Raw genomic sequence first — 17,926 nt, forward strand, 5'->3', positions numbered from 1 at the left:
GATCACGAATTATCTCTTTTGTCCGTTGCTAAATCCCATCGATATCGAGTTGATACAAAAACGTTGACCGGTCTCTGTAGGACCATCCGGGAATACATGTCCTAAATGCGAGTCACAGTTGCTGCACGTCACTTCAATACGTTGCATGGCTAAACTGTTATCTTCGGTATACACCACCGCGCCTGATTTGATCTCTTTATCAAAGCTCGGCCAACCGCAACCGGAATTAAACTTGCTGTCACTGGTAAATAACTCACTACCACAGCATTTACAGTGATATACGCCCACTGTCTCATTGTTTAACAGCGTTCCCGTGTAAGGATGCTCAGTGCCTTTTTTACGACACACGTGAAACTCTTCATCGGTTAATTCTGCTTGCCATTCGGCATCTGTTTTCGTCACCGTAATACTGTTTTTACCTATGTTCTTCATCTCAGTGTTCTTGATCTCTTTATTCATACTCTTGTTATCCTCACCATTAATGAGTAGATTGTAAGCGGCCGTACAATGTTTGATAAAGCCCTTCAACCTGTAATAATTCATGATGCTGTCCTGACTGGCTAATTTCACCATCCTCGAGCACATAGATCAAGTCAGCTTGTTTGATTGCACTGAGTCTATGGGCAATAATTAATGTCGTTCTGTCTGCTAAAAACTCACTCAAATTATGGTGTAACCGACTTTCTGTTTCGGTATCTAACGCCGATGTTGCTTCATCAAATACCACCATTTTTGGTTTACTTAATACCATTCTCGCAATTGCTAAACGCTGGCGTTGACCACCAGAAAGACGCACACCATTACGTCCGACTAAGGTATCTAGGCCATGGCCCAGTTGTTTAATTGTTTCTGCCATTTCGGCGACTTGCAGTGCTTGCCATAATTCATCATCGGTAAAACTATTACCCATAGATAAATTTTCACGGATCGAAGTATTAAACAAGATAGGTTGCTGTAAGACCGTGGCAATATTTTCACGTACTTTATCATAACCAATCTGGTTTAGCGGCACATCGTTAATTAAGATCTCGCCTTGCTGTTTCTCATATAAACCCAATAGCAATTGCACCAAGGTCGATTTGCCACCGCCGCTAACCGCCACAATCGCGACTTTCTTACCTTTTGGGATCACTAAGTTTACATGACGAATGACTTTGTTTTCACTATTGTAAGCAAAACACACATCTTTGAATTCAACCGCAACGCCTTCTTGATTTGCAAACGGATCAACCAAACACGGATGTTGTGGTTCTTGGGTTAACTCAAACACACCGTTTAATCGTTTCAATGCCGCCGAGGCTGCGAAGTAGGTATATTGAATACTTAATAATTCTTGTACTGGTCCCATCATAAACCACAGGTAACCAAATACCGCGAAGATCTGACCGATAGTGAGATCCGCAAATACCACCATCAACATGGCAATGGCACGGAACACTTCAAAACCAATTAAGAAGATAGTGAAACTTAAACGGTTAACGGCATCGGTTTTCCATTGTGATTGGATCGCGCTATCACGTAACTCACTCGCGGCTTCAATTACACGACTGAAGTATTGCTTTTCACGTTGCGCGGTACGTAACTGCTGGATCGCATCTAAAGTATCAATCAAGGCTTCTTGAAATGCTTCAAAGGCGGCATTTTCACGGGTTTTTAAGTTTTTAATCCGCTTACCAAACGAACGAGAAAAATAGATAACCGCCGGGTTCAGCAATAAGATAATCAAACCTAACTGCCAATCAATCCATAACAAAATCGCAGCCGTACCGATAATAGTGAGCATACTGACCAGGAGTTTTGACAAGGTTTCCGCTAAGAACTTATCGATGGTTTCAACGTCGGTAATACAGCGAGAACTGATCCCGCCCGAGCCCTGTGTTTCATATTCGGTTAATGATACCAACGGTAAATGCAGCATTAATTTATTACGAATGAAAAAGCTTAAGTTCTTACCTATGATGGTAAATTGTCTTGCTTGCCATACCGACAAGACTAAGCTAGACAAGCGTAACAGCACCACAAAGCCAAGGATCGCCAAAATATACAGTTGCGGTCCCCACCATGATTCAGGGAACATGTTTTGCATTGCCTGTACTGCAGCACCCGGCTTTTCGAGCAAGACTTCATCCACCAACAAAGGCATCATCAGCGGAATAGGCACACTGACTAAGGTAGCAAAAACCGCGATAATATGCGCGGTAATTAATGGTTTCTTTTGGCGTAATACACGTTGACGGATCAGTTGCCAAGTAATGCGCGTGCCGGTGGTAGTTTGAGATTGTTGGGGAGTATTGGTTTCAGAACGACTTGCTTCGGTACTCTTTGTTTCGATACTATTTTCTTCGGTACGGTTTGCTTCGGTATTGCTTGTTTTAGCGCTTTGTTCTGTCATAATTTTTATAAGACCACGTCTGCCCTAGGTTGTTACGATTGATTATCATTTACGATATAATACACAATTTACTTACCTAAGTATAAGCATAACGATAAGAGAGTTAGTGCGCCGATTCACTCGCAATAACAGCTTTGATACCAGCACTGTGTACTTTAATGCAGATATTACCTTGCTTAAACGCAATGGTTGGATTAGCCAGTTGCTCACCTGCCGCTTGCGGTGAAGAACGCTTCACTTTAATACTGCTGTCATTTATGAGTAAAGTATCGATATTAGGATTAGCCAAGCGTAATGCCTGTTCTAATTCAACCATACTCGTCGCGTTACCAGGCAGCACTAATTCAATGTGTTCCCAGCCTTGTTGGGAATAGTGCTTGGCAGGAAACGGCAGTTCCACACAATCGATTTGCCAATCACCTAACGTAAACGGCTCATCTAATACTATTATATATATCGGTCGACCGTTAATAATACTGTCTGAAATGACCTTGCCACGTTGTTTAAATGCCGCCAGTAATGACTCTGCGGTGGCAATATCATTAACGCGCAATGCGACATGATCACACCATAATAGCTCATTTGTTGAGTCTGATTGACCGAATAAACCAAGCTTATGTGCAAACGCTAAAATCTCTTTAGAGAATACTGGCCACTGTTGTATTAGATCTTGATATTGCATGGTAATTCCTTCAGTGAGTTATCGGGTAATGATACCACAAGCCGCATTTTTATCTTTCTATCTCAGAATCCCAACTAAAAATCCCCTGTCATAAATATTGTAACAATTTAAAATTTAAGATAAAAATCAATAATATTTACATTCATTAACGTAAGTTAACAACACCAGTAAATACCACTACACCTACAAAATTTAACACTGAATTAATAACTTCCTCATCAATAATAAGCCAAATAATAAATTTTTATACTATTTAATTCTTGCATCAATATTATTGATGCAAGATATAAGTTTTTTTACATTAATACAAAGCGATGACAACTATCTTACAACATTTTGACTCTTGACCATACGAATCCCCTCTTTCTTAATACAGTCTATAATCGGGTTTTGCTCCATTGAGGCACGCCAAATAAACGATAATGTCCGTTCCATGTTTAGCTCAGGTACATTCAATGCCACCAATTCACCACGCTCAATATACTTCACCACATCTAAATAAGGTAGACAACTCAGATATTGGCCTTGAGTCACTAAGGTTCGTAATACAGGCACATGCTCATATTCACGCCAAACATCTAGGTCGGCGATCTTGCCATAAATAGCACTGTCAAAAATAGTCCGTGTACCAGCACCACTCTCGCGCAACACCCAACGGGCCTGCGCTAGCTGCGCTAAACTGACCTTGTCATGGCGCGCATAAGGATGATGTGCCGCAGCGACAATAATGAGGTGGTCTCGACATAATTCTTCCTGATGAATACGTGAATCATCACAGCGGCCTTCGATAATACCCAAGTCATATTTATAATCGAGAACACCATCAATGATCCCGGTGGTATTTTTCACACCTAGAGAAATTCGAATTTCCGGAAAGTCAGCATCAATATTACTGATGATATTTGGAACCAAGTGCTCAGCCCCCGTTTGACTTGCTCCTAATGATATTTCGCCACTAATTAAGTGCTGATCATAGAAGCCTAATTCAATTTGTTTAGCATCATGTATAAGCCGCTTAGCCTTAGGCCGAAGCCATATGCCCCAATGAGTTAGTGACATTTTTTTGCCGTGTCTATCAAACAACATCCGACCTAACATTTTTTCTAACTGCGCCAAAGACATACTCGTTGCTGACTGTGTCAACGATAACATTTCGGCAGCTTGGCTTACACTTCCGGTTGTCGCCACAGCATCAAAAACAGCTAATTGTTTTAATGAATAACGCATAAAACCTCAAATTTCAATGGTTTAAATACACTCATTGTATCATCAATAAAATTGAATTGACGATTAAATATTATCAATTTTACCTCAGCTTAATTTCGCCTTAATCTGGATTTGCTGAGCGAGTTAGCTAGCATTAACCGTAATCCTATACGCAGGAGAAATTATGATTTCCGAAGTGAAAATTACCAACACAGGACAATTTAGTCCCAGTGAAATGATGGAGCAAGCTGAGAAATATGCATTAGCAAAAGCACACAAGTCGACAAGTATGATTATTGGTTTAGCGATTATGGCAGGGGTATTCATCGGGTTATCATTCGTATTCTATATCACCGTCACAACCGGTAATACCGATACAGGCTGGGGTATAAGTCGGTTCGCTGGCGGACTTGCTTTTAGCATGGGCCTTATCCTAGTGATCATTACTGGCGCTGAACTATTTACCAGCTCCGTATTATCAGCAATTGCAGTAGCTAATAAACAAATTAGCATCACTAAAATGCTCGGCATATGGGGCAAAGTTTATATTGGTAACTTTATTGGCGCTATGTTGTTACTGCTGCTTGTTTTCTCCGCGGGTCTGTATCAAAACGATGGTGGTCAATGGGGATTACAAGCATTAAACATCGCCCAGCATAAGTTGCATCATCAGCCATTAGAAGCATTTGCACTGGGTATTTTGTGTAATTTGCTGGTTTGCTTAGCGGTCTGGTTGACCTTTAGTTCGACCAACATGATGACGAAATCCTTCATGGTGATCTTGCCGGTTGCTATGTTTGTCAGCAGTGGCTTTGAACATAGTGTTGCCAATATGTTCATGGTACCGCTGGGTATCGCAATTCAACAATTTGCCCCAGCTGAATTTTGGGTAAATGTCGGCGCGACACCAGCACAATTTGCAGATTTAACCGTTGCAAACTTCATTACCGCTAATTTAATTCCGGTCACATTAGGAAATATTGTTGGTGGTGCAGGTTTAGTTGGACTTGCTTATTGGGCGATCTTCAGCCGACCTAAACTGAAATTAATTTCACAATCAAATATCTCATCAATACTCACACAATCAAACTCATTTCCAAAGGATATCTATACTATGGACACGAATAAAACTATCAAACAATTTATGCACACAACTCCTTTTGTACTTCGTCCAGAAATGCCAGTTGAAATGGCCCTTGATCAACTAATGGACCGCAACCTTAGTGGGGCAGTTGTTATTAATCAAACTAATAACGTGGTTGGCTTCTTCTCTGAGCATGAAGTTCTGGTCGAATTATGGTGTGAAGACTATATCCCAGAACATGGTCGTAAGGTTGCAGACCTAATGAAAACGGATATTGTCAGCGTGAAGCCAAACGATACCCTACTAGCATTAGCTGAGTTCTATGCGATTGATAAAGTAAGATTGTACCCAACGACTGATATGGGTATTGCCACCAGCTTTACTACTTTATCTGTCAATGATCGAGCTCGTGAAATGCGCATTGGTAAACCGCGTATCTTACCTGTAATTGAAAACAATCAATTAGTTGGTATCGTGACTCGTGAGAACGTCGTCCAACATTTACGTGCTATTTATGGTGAACGTGTAAGCGCCGTAAATGACGTTGATATGTCAGTAAACTAAGCTTAGTCACTCGGTATTAACTCATTATATACAAGGTCATCAAGCGATGGCCTTTTTACAATTACGATACTCTTTATTACTCCGAACCAAAGTGACAAAATAGTAAGCCAGTAGAGACGCTACAATGGCAATAAATTATCAGGTAATAATACGACAAGCCATATTTTTACAAGGCGGTTTATAACATAACCATTTTTGATTCAGCGCAAAAACTTTAAAATCGGCTCCAATTAGCTCAAAAACACAGAGCTTTTAGGGCATTATCCTGTTAAATTAAAGAGGATTTCTTTTAATAACTTTTCATAACATATAGGTGTACTAATGAATAATGTTTTTGATGCTGTAAAAAGTGCTCGTCGTAAAAACAAGCTAAAACGTGAGATCCACGATAACGATAAGAAGATCCGCGATAACCAAAAACGTGTTGATCTACTTGATAACCTACTTGATTATCTTTCTCCAGACATGACTCAAGAAGAGATTGTTGAAATCATTGCGAACATGAAATCAGATTATGAAGACCGTGTTGATGACCACATCATTACCGGTGCTGAACTATCTAAAGAACGTCGTGAAATCAGCAAAAAAATTAAAGCTATCACTAAAGCGGTTAGCGAAAAGTAAAAAGAAATCGAACGCTATACACCTACACGATAATCCGCGCCTAAATAAATCTAATAAGCGGATATCAACATTGAGATAAACATCAGATATCCAGCGTCACTTTATCGTTCAAGAACCCATAGCCCGAAAAATATTCGGGCTATGTTACCGAATATAGCCTAATGTAACTTTACTAAAACAGATCACACTTTAGTAAAATTACAGTTATAAAAGTTAAAATAGGTTGTAGACTCCGTTTGAATTCACAAGGTGATCATCTTAGCTGCTTTGTATTTATTAACCCTGCCAACCAACAAAAATAAGTACGCCAATAACGAGCTCGATAATATTGCTGATGAAGTATGGGCTCTCTTGAGTTACACATCTTTCCGCAGCTAGGCAATCATCCGCTATCAGGCATTAAGGTAGCGTTTGAGAAACCTAAGAAGAAGCACCTCCCCAAGATTACACCGGCTGAATTACCAAACCTGATGTCAGCGTTAAACATCGCCAGTATCAAAATAGTGACTCGCCCCAATGAAGTGGCAACGGCCAAATAGTGCGACATCGATTTTGACCATAAGTTATGAAATATCCCCCGCTGAACAAATGAAAATGAAGCGCAACCACAACATTCCATTAACTAAACAGTCTTTGGCACTATTAGAATTTGTAAAACCGATAAGTGGTCATCGAACTTATGTATTCCCTGCCGACAGCGATCCTAAGAGCCATACCAACCTGCAAACGGCTAATGCTGCATACAGCGTATGGGGTTTAAAAACTTGGCGATAGTAAACATTTAATACTCGCTGCCGGATACAAATAGGAATCATTATAATAACTTATGGCGGAATTTCCTAAACAGATCTAATCTCCAGAACCTAATTGTCTTGCACCAATTCGATTGCCTCATCTATCGCTTTTTTAATTTCGATGAGCGAGTCTAAATCATTTTCATTGGTGAGCGATTCTGTTAGTTCGCTAATCACAGTTATGCTTAAGCCCGATTTTACCATTTGACCAAAAAACATTAATTCACTCTGCTCTTGAGCATTAAACCAATGTTTCTTACAAGGAGAAAAATTTAATATGTTTTATTCATCGAGAAACTCTAATGCCACCCAGTTAAACCCCATCCCTTTCACAAAATTATCCATAGTTTCAATAGGAAGAATAGCTTGCTGGCAGGAGGTTGATACACAATCAATTTTAGTAAATAAATCTTCGCTGTTTTTCATTTTTATTTCAACCTGTTAACACTATTTAATAACTTACTAAACTATTTTAATAAACGTCACTTCAAACGCCTTGCAAGGGCGATGTTTCTGTAATCTAGTAGATAAACTAAACGCATCATTAACGTCATAATTTTGAAAAATATCTAACCCTCGATCCAATGAGATTTTCCAACCTGTATCGGTAACAATATGCCTTGCATGTTGGATTCTTGTTGTATCAAATGAATAGGAAAATTTAATACCCACGGCGAACATGGCACTTTGAATTTTATCAAAGTAGTCTCGCTGTTGTTCACCTTTAAATTCATCTTCTACAGTGACCAAACTAACAACTATTTCTTCATCCTCAGATTTTTGTTTAACAATCGTTTCTAATAACTCCATTAAATTCTTTGCCTGATAAAATAAGCGAATATATGGATCAGTTATTGTGATATGCCGTGCACCTTTTAAATAAGGTCCAAATAATTCGTCATAACCAATACCACGCTGATTCTCTACAAAAGTAAGATGTTGTTCCGTTAGCATCGAATCCTTAACAATGTCATCATCGGCTTTGTTTAGTGGCTCAGTGCTTATATCTGCTGAAGTCATCTCTGACTCTGGCATGCCTATGTCAGTAACTTCACCTACGGTTTGATTGAAATAATTTGGGTACTGTAATTCTTCTAACGTCTTAACCGCAATCTCATTACCAGTCTTATCACTATAATAAAAGTTAACATCAGCATAAGTATTATCAATCCTAAATAATTGATCTTTTACTCGTTTACGACCTTCCATTGAGAACTTCAGTATTTCTTCAATTTCAGTTTTTGTTGCGCCACCTTGCGGAAATAATATTTTCATTAAGCCAGAAAACGTTTTGTGTATGCCATCACGATCGCGTGTTGATATTTGTGAAGATATAGAAAAATATTCAGCGTATTGATCTGAATAATCTTGATTCCTTAAATGACGAAGTACCTCAGCAAGATAATCAACAACAAAGCCATAACCATTAGAGAACATTTCACCACGAATAATGTCAATTTCCCAACCAGGAATATAGAAATGAAGACGGTCTAAAAATGCAGAGTCATAAAATTTTTCAGGCAAAGCATCAAATAAATCAGAATGTTTTAACATGTAAGGCAGGCTGTGTTCTGTATTACCAATAAATGCCATAGAAGCATCGGCACCTAGCATTTCAACACCACGTGAAAATGACTTATTTGCCATATAGTTTTTCATGATATCAACTAAGGCTTTATCAACACGTTTTTGTTTGCCTGCAAACTCATCAAATGCGACGGTATCCCAATACCCAACTAAGCCTAACTTTCCTGACGAGTTGTTTACAAACAGCTTTGGTACGGTAACTTCACCGCCAGAAATGAGTATTCCGTGAGGTGAAAATTCAGAATATATATGAGACTTTCCGGTACCTTTAGGTCCAAGTTCAATTAAGTTATAGTTACGTTCACAAAAAGGAATTAAGCGAACCAACTGCATTAGCTTACTTCGGCGGCCAAAAAAGTCAGGATTAAAACCAATACTTTGAATTAATAGATCTATCCACTCATTTAAGTTAAATTTACAACGCGATTCAAGAAAACTCTCGTGATCAAAATGAGACATTTGAATAGGTTTAATCGTGCTCAAAATCCACGGGCTAGCGTCTTTATCTTCAGTATGGTCGTATTCAACATCGGCAATACACCACACTCCACCGACCAATAATTTAGGGTGTTTTTTTATCGTGCCTGAATCAACTAAAACTTTTTTAATGCCCAGGTTAGAAAATGTCATTTCGTAGACATCTTTCTTATCGTTTAGTGCCACACTGACTTTATCGATAACCTTATGACGACCTTTCTCTTTAATAGTAGAACGTATTAAACCGGCTTCGTTACGATGGACATAGTGCTTCGCCAAAATTTCTTTCACGGTTTGAATACCAGACTCGATACTCGCTTCGTCGCTAGTAGCACAATATTGCCCTAACAAATATTCCAACACATAAGAAGGAACAATGGCGTTGCCTTTAACGGTTTTTACTAAGTCTTTTCTAACAACAAGACCAGCAAACACATCACAAATTTTTTGGTTAAGATCACTCATTTACAATCCCTAAATATTAGCTTGGCCATTCTATATTCCAATGCTACTTTCATTAATACACCGTAACTTTAAAAATCAAAGTCGGTAGTAAAAGAACGACGAATGGTATATCGCAACGTCTTGTACTCACTAAATAGATTAGTACCCGCAACAGCCTCTTCTAACTTTAATATCACTTCTTGGTTATTGGCCGCATCAGCGTCGTGGTTAAGTAAAAATCGTAGTTTAAGCTCTCGTTCACGAGGGTTTTCAGCCGAAAAATCAAATACAACATTATGTCTATCTGAAATCAATTTTCCGGTTTCACTATACATACCGGCACGAAGGCTCCTCGGCTGAGTTTTATCGGTCACAGCCTCGATTTGATATAACGTAACAGATAGTTGACCTGAAGTGATAACACTTGAACTGCCACGCAGAATATCAACCTCAACCATTCGGGTATCACTAGTGCGCTTTTTCTTTATTTTGATGACTGGCACAATCACTTCTTGAAGCGATGCTCCACCATGTACAAAACGGCTGCCAGAACCACTTAAACGTAAACGCTGAATACCTTTGGGGATTACAGCTTCCACATCGCCTGCTAAACCTAATTGTTTTGCTGTAAATCGTTTTAGTGCATTACTACAACTTAATCCTTTACCAAGCACAAATCGGCGGTCGTTATAGAGAATTTCGCCAGTTACATCTTTCGATAAAAAGTCACTTTCCTCTAATGTACTATTTTGATAAATAAAACCATGATCAGCCGTGATCAATAAATTATTTGCGTTAGCATTGGCTAATTTTTTAATAATCTTTAATAAATCAGCAAAGGTTTTTTCTGTCGCTTCAAAGGCTTCACCTTCTGACTGCATTTTATCACCGACGTGGTCAATTCTATTGTGATAAATATATAAAACATCATGCGCTTTTAATAGCTCACGACTTTGCACTTGTGTCATCTCTAATAATGATTTTGCTTGAACTGCCCCGGCACGTTCACCCAGTATGGTCTTTAATATTTTGTCTCTGTTGTCGGTGCCTTGAGTTGATTGCTCTCCCATAAAAATGGTCGCAGTGTTATTGTCGGCTAACTGCAAAGGCATGTCTTTATCTTGCGGGAGCAGCGATGCCATGCCTAACTGCGTATAACTTGGCATTGATGACAGTGCATGACTAAGCTCGGCATGGTAACGATCTTCCTGACGAATTCGGCTCACCATTTCTTCACCTGCTTCATAGCGAAATGCATCGGATATGATCACGCAAATTTTGTGTTTTTTGGTCAAATACGGTTGAACCCAACGACTGAAAAATTTGTTTTGTGGTACAACATCACTCACTTGCCATGAATCCATGTCATCAACATGTTGTTGCCATGAATTACTTAATGGTTGTAAATACTTATTAATATATAAATTTTCAATTTGTTCAGTTAAGGTGCTTAACAGAGTATTCTGTGACGATACCTTAAGCGCATACACATACTTCCGATATAACTGATCCAGCTTAAACCAATGCTGGGTGTACCGTTGTACGGCTTCGGTTGCTGATGCCATATCAAGTTGAACGTTTTCAAGCAGAGCAAAGAATTGACTAGCAACATCAACGGCATCATATAAATGCTCAAATTCACTATACCAATGACCTTGACGACGCTGACGACAGCATAGGGCTACTTCTCCCTGCGACAGTGTTCGTTTCGCTACGCTAATCACTAGCTCATGGATCACTTTTTGATCGATAACTTTAAAATAATCAAGCGCCAAAATTTCTTGTAAATCTCTATTTTGTAAATCAGCTTCAATATTTAATACCGTTTCACATTGAGCTGAAAGCGTTTCAAAATCACTTTGATAAAGTCTGCTATCTTTCCATCGTTTGAAAAACACTAACGCATTGTTATTTAAATGCTGAGACTTTATTGAATCATCGTCAGCACTAACGCCATGCAAACCAGAATCAAGTTCAGCCACATAACAATATTTAAATAATTCAAAAACAAAGTCTTTCATTGAGGGCGTGTCACTTTCATAACCATAATGATTTGCCACTTGCTGCCATAAAAATGATTCGAGTTTGCACTGTTCGATGAGCTGGTAAGTACTATTACGGCCCTTACTCAAGTCTCTAAACAGCAATTCTAATACCACATCTAACCGTGCATCACCTTGTTGGGTTGCACCCGCAGCAACAGCCAGCATTTTAAAACGCACTTGACTCAAGGTATCATCAGTCGACAATAACGGTTTCAGTGCTTGCTTACGCTGTTCAGCATCTGATTTTTCTTTTTGAGTATTAGCCTGGCTACCAAAAAATGCCGAATGTAATTCCACCAATTCAGTAAACTCATTCGGCAGCTCCATTTCAGCTAACCAAATAGCCACCTGGTCAGTTCTAAAAAACGTATGGGCAAGTTCTACATCTAACAACCAGTTTTGTAATGGCTCGGGTTGTTTAGCTTCTTTATATAATAAAAATTGTTGTTTCGGGAATTCTCGCAGTACTTTGTATTTTAGACTGAATTCATTATTGGTAATCTCTAACTTTTCAATATTATCAAGCGCTAGTGACTCAAAATCATCACGGAGTTCTTGTTTTTCATCGTACCAAAATACAATACGATGTTTGGCAAATAAACGTTCAAGGGCAACACTAATTCGTGATGTCATGCTGCTACTTCCTCTTCAAGCACTTCTTCATCTAATTCATCTAATTCATCTAATTCATCTTCTATACTTTGCGCTGCTAACATATCTGTCATATAAACCCTACTCCGCAATCGTTCTATCAAAGCCTTTCTTCGCTGTTCATAAAACCGCTTAAAATCCGAGAACGCTAAACTCACATCTTCCGTTAGCAATAAACTCTGTTTCGTAACACTAATGCCTGGGCTACCAACCCAATCAACTAATTCCTTTGCTTTCTTTGACATATTTTGTGAGTCATTCAATAAATGCAAGTTGGCAATACTATTCCACTTTTTCACATCAGCGTAAAAAACCATCAACTCTGCATCTTCTTTTAAGAAAGCGTGTGACTTAATTTTTTTCTTTTGAAAAGCATCTTTAGGGTGTAAATGGTCAATATGAAAGGTCTCAGTCGGATTCATCTCAGGAAAAAGTAAATGTAATAATGCGCGACAACGGCCGTTACCATGTTGAATATCTAGCAAGTTATCCAAGTATTCAGCATCAAAACGGAGGTCTTTGTTCGAACCTTTATACTTATCAATTATCTGCTCAAGTGGAAAAGCAGATTGATGTAAATTATTCCTTAAGACTTCTCGCATCCCCGATAAAATAGTATCAGCCTGACCACCAAATACACCTTTCAACAACGCCATATAGAACCACTGGCTAATTGTTTTACGTTCTTCATCAGCTTTAGCCAGGTTATTAATCGAAACATACAAAGCACTATTGTTTATTGTCTTTTTATACAAATAATAACTAATAGGTATTACCGCATTTTTTGAAGTAAGCGAATCTGGGTTAATACCTAAGCGTCTGATCAATTTAAACGATTCACGTATACAATCTTTAATGCTACTCCACTGTGACTGGATGTTGGCAACTTGTTCAGCTTTAAAGTTCTTCACTTTAAATTTCACATCCGCATCGGTCAGCATCAAGCAGGTTTTTAACACCCAGTCTCTACTTAAATAAAATCCCATCTCTGCACTTTGATGAATTTCTTTCACCAAAGTATCAATTTCTTTTCTAAAATCGCCATCCCAATTTGAGATGGCAATTGACATCAACAAGTCAGAAAAATCAAGTTTAGTGCCGCCACTATTCGTACGAATAAATACATCTAGAACATGGTCTATTTGTTGGCTAGTTTCGTTAAAATAATGGATGATCATTTTGTTACGGAACGCGTCATAGAGCTTTAGTAAAGTCTTTCTAGCAAAAGTGTTATCCGTTAATTCATGTGTATCTAAATAGGGCATCACCACATTAAATAAAACATCATCCACGTCATTTTCTTGAGCAAAATTTAAGACTTCATGCATGCAAAACCAGTGATGCTTCTTTTCATTTACACTAACAGAATCTTGATATTGTTTCTCGGTAAGAAACTTAAAGCGATACTTCATTAATGATTCATCTTCTTCTCGATTTTCTGCTGTCATTAAATCGAGGTATAATTTTCTAGGTGGCAACTTGTTATCATCTTGTGCCGATGGCCAATGAACTCTGGGCTGCTTATAGGCATAAGTACTGCATAGACCAATGTATAGACTGGTTAATCTTTGCTGCCCATCAATAACAGCTTTAAAGTTTTTAAAACTGGCATTGGTAATTTGCTCAGGATTCTCTTCATTAAAGCGTTTACAATAACCTTTTAAAAACTGATAAAATTTATAGTTTTTCTTTATCTCGCCATCTTTCACTTCCCACATCATAAAACTATTAATGGGAAAATCGCGCATTATCGAATCAAATAGCACACATATCTGCTGGCTACTCCAGACAAACTTTCGCTGAATAGCAGGCAACAAAAAATCATTATTATTAATGCTATCTATCGCTTCTTTTATACTTATCGCTTTTTCGTACTGACCAGCCATATTATTTCCTTTTGATAAGTCTATTTACTTAAACCTGGCACTTTTTTAAGTGCTTTACCAAATAATGGATAGTTATGTTTAACGCCGTCATCTAAGTCAATCTCAATCTTCTGCCCGGCTAATGGGTATAACACGTCATGCTCATAGTCTTTAATTTCAGCGATGACTTTATTGATTTTAGTGATCGCTTTGATCGCCTGAGTTTTGTCTTTTGGGCTAGCAGAAACACTTATTTCAACTTGCACATAACTGTCTTTACGGGCTTCTAGTTTGGTGCGGAATTCTCGCAAGTAGTCATTCAATATCACGCTTACGGTATCACTCTGATAACGGTGCATATAAATTAGCGCGTTAAACGAGCCTTTAGGGCTGGAGAATAGCCAATAAATAGGACGTTTTTTGTAACGCTTAATATGATCAGCATAGAAGTCTTTGACAAAGAATTTTTTAATGTCTTTGCCAATAGCCTCTTCAATAAACGAGAGGTTTTCAGTGAAATTATCTTCGCCAAAGGTCACTTTTAAAAATGTTTTAAAACGCTCGGTAATGTCATCTTCAAACCAATCGCCATCAAAATCGATAATCGGGATAACATTGTCTTTATCAGGCATAAATGACGGTAAAGGAACTTGTTTAAGGTAGTTTTCTAAAGTCTCGCCTTGGTTAGCAAGGATAAGGCCTTCTTTGTCAAGCGAGTAGCGGCCAAACATACAACCAACGGAGTAAGATAAAAAGTCGGCAACAGTATCTTTCAGATAGAGTCTCAATAATTCAAATTCGTTATTATCTCCATATCGATAATTAGGATTACAGAATAAAGATATATTACTTAACTCAACTTTCTCATCCAACTCATGCTTGAGGCCGTACGCTTCTATGAAATTTTTATTGTTTAACTCCTCAAGCTGATGTAGATGCCTCGTTGTTTCAATTGAATTATTAAAAAACAAATCAAACTGGTCTTTAAAAGTTTTTGAGACACAATATCCTTCGACTAGTGGCAAGCACATAAATTCGCTTGAAGTCTCTACAGAACTCCAGTCATTTTTAGAAATTTCGATACATGTTTTTGGGGCGTCAGCTAAAGGCATTTCATCCCAATCTATACTCTTTACAGGAAGAGCTGAAATATGCCCGCTCTGAAAATCAAGAGTGGGTGCTATAAACTGAAGAAATTTTTCTGCTAGTTTCGAATTCAAAAATCCAGCGACACTGAAAATAGGAAGATCTTTTACAAAAACACATGGTCCTGTTGACTCAAAAATATGTCCTTCAGGAAAATACCTAAAAGCTACATTACTAGATATCCTAGACCAAGATAGCCCTGATTTTTTATAGTTGTGTGCATTTCGAAGATTAGACCCCTTAAATTCTTTCAGTTCTTTACCTTCATCCTCCCAATTAATCACATAATCATTATTTCCATACCATTTCCTAAATGAGCCTCCTTTTTGACAAGGAAGCCATTTATCAGATTTTTTCGACACTTCCCACCACAACCTTAGGAATCTACCATTATCTCCAGTATCAAGTCCCTTCCCTATATCGGAAAAATCTGATAGATTTTGAGCGTTAGAAAATACATCAATAATCCTATCAGATATCCAGTAAGCAACTGGCTTACCTGGCAATTTTTTAAAGTCATTTATAGTGGCAGAGAAACTAATATCCGTTCTATCACCTAAAAGCAGAGCTTCTTTCTCTTTTTCTGACCGCCCGTCAACCAACCTTATATAGGAATAAGCTACTTCCGGTTTAGAAGCACTTTCAATAACAAATGCCGTAGTAGAAACCACCTCACCACCAATACTATCGAACGCCCGCGTACCTAAGTGAGCCATTGATACGATAGTTGAGTTATCTAGTAACTTGTACCTCAACCCTTCGAAGGAAGACAGAAACATCCAACTCTGCATATTAATCATCGCTGAATATCCCTTTTTCATAATTAGAGCCAGATCACGTTCCATAAACATTGCAAACAAATCAGCTTTACTTACTGGATAATTATCTTTTGCCCACTTCGCAAGCCTTGGGTTCATACTTTTCCCCCCCATATAGGGAGGGTTAGCAACCACCACATGATATTTAGAACTGAGGTAATCTGCTTGCTTTAATACTTTTAAAACAGATTCATGGGTATCTGCAATAAACAACTGTCCTGCAACATCTTTAGCTTCAAGCATCGCTAACACATCATTGGCATTGGTCAATGTGGGTTGAATCAATGAACCGAAGTTATCGGCTTCTTCAAACTCTTTAAGAGTAGTTCGCAGATCTTTAGTGAATAAATCAGTTCCTACAAATTCCATGTATTGTTCAAGCTCATCATCATCAATTTTCACTTTTTCTAAATGACAAATATTAGGCTTAATAGGATTACGGAAAAAACGACGGCGGTTATTACTTTCATCCGCTGGATTACCTTTTAGTGCCTTCATACTTAGGGCAAATGCCGCCAGCTCTGCGGCTCGCTCATCAATCTCAATACCATATAAGTTTTTGGTTAAAATCAACTCGGGGATATCAATGGGATCGTAATTGGCATCTAAATAAATGGCATAAAGTAAATCATAAGCATAGGTGAGCATATGACCCGAACCACAGGCTGGGTCGCATATTTTCAGTTCTTCAGGACTAGTAATGATCAAAAAATCTGTCTCTTCTTCAACAGGTTTAATGTAATAATCCATCTGCTCAATTACTTTTGAGTCTGGATTATTCAACATCCATAGTCGCCCTAGCGAATTTTCGACTAAATAGCGCACGATCCAATGGGGGGTAAATAACTGTGTGGCTGCTGGAATGTTTTTAGGGCTAATTTTTATATTCTTTTTTAAGTCAGCAAATACTTGGTCTTTTTTCTCTGAGATATAAAACTGATATAACCAACCAATCGATTCAACCGATTCACAGTTTTCAGGTGTCATTGCTTCACGGGTATAAGCCAATATTGAATTACCTGATAACAAATCATCTGGCATCAGTAATTCAGTGTAATCTTCAATACGTGCAAACAAGTAAGGCATTAAACGGTGATAGTCGTTACACACGGCAACTATCATTAATCGATAGGCTTCGGTCTGACCATCGCGACTAGAAACGGTACCGCTTAACAAACCAAAAACTTTTTCTCTGGCTTTGTCACCCACAAGGCTATCGTCAATATGACCTGCCTTTGCTTCTGCCAGTATTTCTGGCTGAAATTGCCCCGCAATTGGCGATACCACCATAATGCGGTTGTATTGGTTTACATCCATAAACCTAAGGGCACAAAAGCGATTAAACCAGATATAAGCAACTTGCTCTATTAATTGTGTTTCACCCATTTCATGACACTTAGCACTTAACTCTTTAACGACTTTAGGGTGCTCACGGCTAGCTAAACTATCTTCAGCTAAGACTAATTTAAGTTTACTTTGTACTTGCTCAATTAAGCTACGACGGGCATATTGAGCGAATTTTTTTAATCTGGATGTATCCATTATTT

The 17,926-nt window shown here is 38.3% G+C and carries 14 protein-coding genes; 4 read left to right on the forward strand and 10 right to left on the reverse strand.

Annotation, left to right across the window (positions count from 1 at the left end; translation table 11 throughout):
* Nucleotides 1-9: 9 nt before the first annotated feature.
* The 4 genes from msrB to MORIYA_RS08555 form a co-directional block, all read right to left on the reverse strand.
* Entirely contained in the window at nt 10-432 is a 423-nt protein-coding gene (gene msrB, locus MORIYA_RS08540; protein WP_174216969.1) for a peptide-methionine (R)-S-oxide reductase MsrB, read from the reverse strand.
* A 46-nt stretch (nt 433-478) separates the two neighbouring features.
* On the reverse strand, nt 479-2,392 hold the full coding sequence (locus tag MORIYA_RS08545) for an ABC transporter ATP-binding protein (RefSeq protein ID WP_232011566.1): 1,914 nt from the start codon (nt 2,390-2,392) through the stop codon (nt 479-481).
* A 103-nt stretch (nt 2,393-2,495) separates the two neighbouring features.
* Complete coding sequence (locus MORIYA_RS08550) at nt 2,496-3,074, reverse strand: VOC family protein (RefSeq protein ID WP_112714365.1); 579 nt, start codon at nt 3,072-3,074, stop codon at nt 2,496-2,498.
* 321 nt (nt 3,075-3,395) lie between these two features.
* Entirely contained in the window at nt 3,396-4,301 is a 906-nt protein-coding gene (locus tag MORIYA_RS08555; RefSeq protein ID WP_112714367.1) for a LysR substrate-binding domain-containing protein, read from the reverse strand.
* A gap of 163 nt (nt 4,302-4,464) precedes the next feature.
* Here MORIYA_RS08555 and focA point away from each other — a divergent pair, with 163 nt between their 5' ends.
* From focA to MORIYA_RS20805, 4 genes are all read left to right on the forward strand, one after another.
* Nucleotides 4,465-5,928: a formate transporter FocA gene (gene focA, locus MORIYA_RS08560; RefSeq protein ID WP_112714369.1), complete on the forward strand. Its 1,464-nt coding sequence runs from the start codon at nt 4,465-4,467 to the stop codon at nt 5,926-5,928.
* A 321-nt stretch (nt 5,929-6,249) separates the two neighbouring features.
* Entirely contained in the window at nt 6,250-6,552 is a 303-nt protein-coding gene (locus MORIYA_RS08565; protein WP_112714371.1) for a DUF496 family protein, read from the forward strand.
* A gap of 341 nt (nt 6,553-6,893) precedes the next feature.
* Complete coding sequence (locus tag MORIYA_RS08570; RefSeq protein ID WP_112714373.1) at nt 6,894-7,091, forward strand: hypothetical protein; 198 nt, start codon at nt 6,894-6,896, stop codon at nt 7,089-7,091.
* A gap of 49 nt (nt 7,092-7,140) precedes the next feature.
* Nucleotides 7,141-7,326, forward strand: a complete 186-nt coding sequence (locus MORIYA_RS20805; protein ID WP_162629255.1) for a hypothetical protein — start codon at nt 7,141-7,143, stop codon at nt 7,324-7,326.
* An 89-nt stretch (nt 7,327-7,415) separates the two neighbouring features.
* Here MORIYA_RS20805 and MORIYA_RS20810 read toward each other — a convergent pair whose 3' ends face one another.
* The 6 genes from MORIYA_RS20810 to pglX all read right to left on the reverse strand — a co-directional run bounded on the left by MORIYA_RS20810 (nt 7,416) and on the right by pglX (nt 17,921).
* Nucleotides 7,416-7,565: a hypothetical protein gene (locus tag MORIYA_RS20810; RefSeq protein WP_162629256.1), complete on the reverse strand. Its 150-nt coding sequence runs from the start codon at nt 7,563-7,565 to the stop codon at nt 7,416-7,418.
* 63 nt (nt 7,566-7,628) lie between these two features.
* A complete protein-coding gene (locus tag MORIYA_RS20815; RefSeq protein WP_162629257.1) occupies nt 7,629-7,772 on the reverse strand; it encodes a hypothetical protein in 144 nt (47 codons plus the stop codon).
* Nucleotides 7,773-7,808: 36 nt separating this feature from the next.
* On the reverse strand, nt 7,809-9,875 hold the full coding sequence (gene brxL, locus MORIYA_RS08575; protein WP_112714375.1) for a BREX system Lon protease-like protein BrxL: 2,067 nt from the start codon (nt 9,873-9,875) through the stop codon (nt 7,809-7,811).
* Between the two features lie 68 nt (nt 9,876-9,943).
* Nucleotides 9,944-12,532 (reverse strand): BREX-1 system phosphatase PglZ type A, encoded by a 2,589-nt coding sequence (gene pglZ, locus MORIYA_RS08580; protein WP_112714377.1) that lies wholly within the window; start codon nt 12,530-12,532, stop codon nt 9,944-9,946.
* Nucleotides 12,529-14,436 (reverse strand): DUF262 domain-containing protein, encoded by a 1,908-nt coding sequence (locus tag MORIYA_RS08585; RefSeq protein ID WP_112714379.1) that lies wholly within the window; start codon nt 14,434-14,436, stop codon nt 12,529-12,531. Before MORIYA_RS08585 ends, pglZ begins: the two co-directional genes overlap by 4 nt.
* Nucleotides 14,437-14,456: 20 nt before the next feature.
* Entirely contained in the window at nt 14,457-17,921 is a 3,465-nt protein-coding gene (gene pglX, locus MORIYA_RS08590) for a BREX-1 system adenine-specific DNA-methyltransferase PglX (protein ID WP_112714381.1), read from the reverse strand.
* Nucleotides 17,922-17,926 lie beyond the last annotated feature (5 nt).

The sequence above is a fragment of the Moritella yayanosii genome (genome assembly GCF_900465055.1).
Classification (GTDB): Bacteria; Pseudomonadota; Gammaproteobacteria; order Enterobacterales; family Moritellaceae; genus Moritella; species Moritella yayanosii.

What these genes read in the sequence shown, in the direction of transcription:
- MORIYA_RS20810 (WP_162629256.1), bottom strand. Translation starts at nt 7,565, where the DNA reads ATGTTTTTTGGTCAAATGGTAAAATCGGGCTTAAGCATAACTGTGATT.
- MORIYA_RS08585 (WP_112714379.1), bottom strand. Translation starts at nt 14,436, where the DNA reads ATGGCTGGTCAGTACGAAAAAGCGATAAGTATAAAAGAAGCGATAGAT.
- pglX (WP_112714381.1), bottom strand. Translation starts at nt 17,921, where the DNA reads ATGGATACATCCAGATTAAAAAAATTCGCTCAATATGCCCGTCGTAGC.
- MORIYA_RS08570 (WP_112714373.1), top strand. Translation starts at nt 6,894, where the DNA reads ATGGGCTCTCTTGAGTTACACATCTTTCCGCAGCTAGGCAATCATCCG.
- pglZ (WP_112714377.1), bottom strand. Translation starts at nt 12,532, where the DNA reads ATGACATCACGAATTAGTGTTGCCCTTGAACGTTTATTTGCCAAACAT.
- focA (WP_112714369.1), top strand. Translation starts at nt 4,465, where the DNA reads ATGATTTCCGAAGTGAAAATTACCAACACAGGACAATTTAGTCCCAGT.
- MORIYA_RS08550 (WP_112714365.1), bottom strand. Translation starts at nt 3,074, where the DNA reads ATGCAATATCAAGATCTAATACAACAGTGGCCAGTATTCTCTAAAGAG.
- MORIYA_RS08555 (WP_112714367.1), bottom strand. Translation starts at nt 4,301, where the DNA reads ATGCGTTATTCATTAAAACAATTAGCTGTTTTTGATGCTGTGGCGACA.
- brxL (WP_112714375.1), bottom strand. Translation starts at nt 9,875, where the DNA reads ATGAGTGATCTTAACCAAAAAATTTGTGATGTGTTTGCTGGTCTTGTT.
- MORIYA_RS20805 (WP_162629255.1), top strand. Translation starts at nt 7,141, where the DNA reads ATGAAAATGAAGCGCAACCACAACATTCCATTAACTAAACAGTCTTTG.
- MORIYA_RS20815 (WP_162629257.1), bottom strand. Translation starts at nt 7,772, where the DNA reads ATGAAAAACAGCGAAGATTTATTTACTAAAATTGATTGTGTATCAACC.
- msrB (WP_174216969.1), bottom strand. Translation starts at nt 432, where the DNA reads ATGAAGAACATAGGTAAAAACAGTATTACGGTGACGAAAACAGATGCC.
- MORIYA_RS08545 (WP_232011566.1), bottom strand. Translation starts at nt 2,392, where the DNA reads ATGACAGAACAAAGCGCTAAAACAAGCAATACCGAAGCAAACCGTACC.
- MORIYA_RS08565 (WP_112714371.1), top strand. Translation starts at nt 6,250, where the DNA reads ATGAATAATGTTTTTGATGCTGTAAAAAGTGCTCGTCGTAAAAACAAG.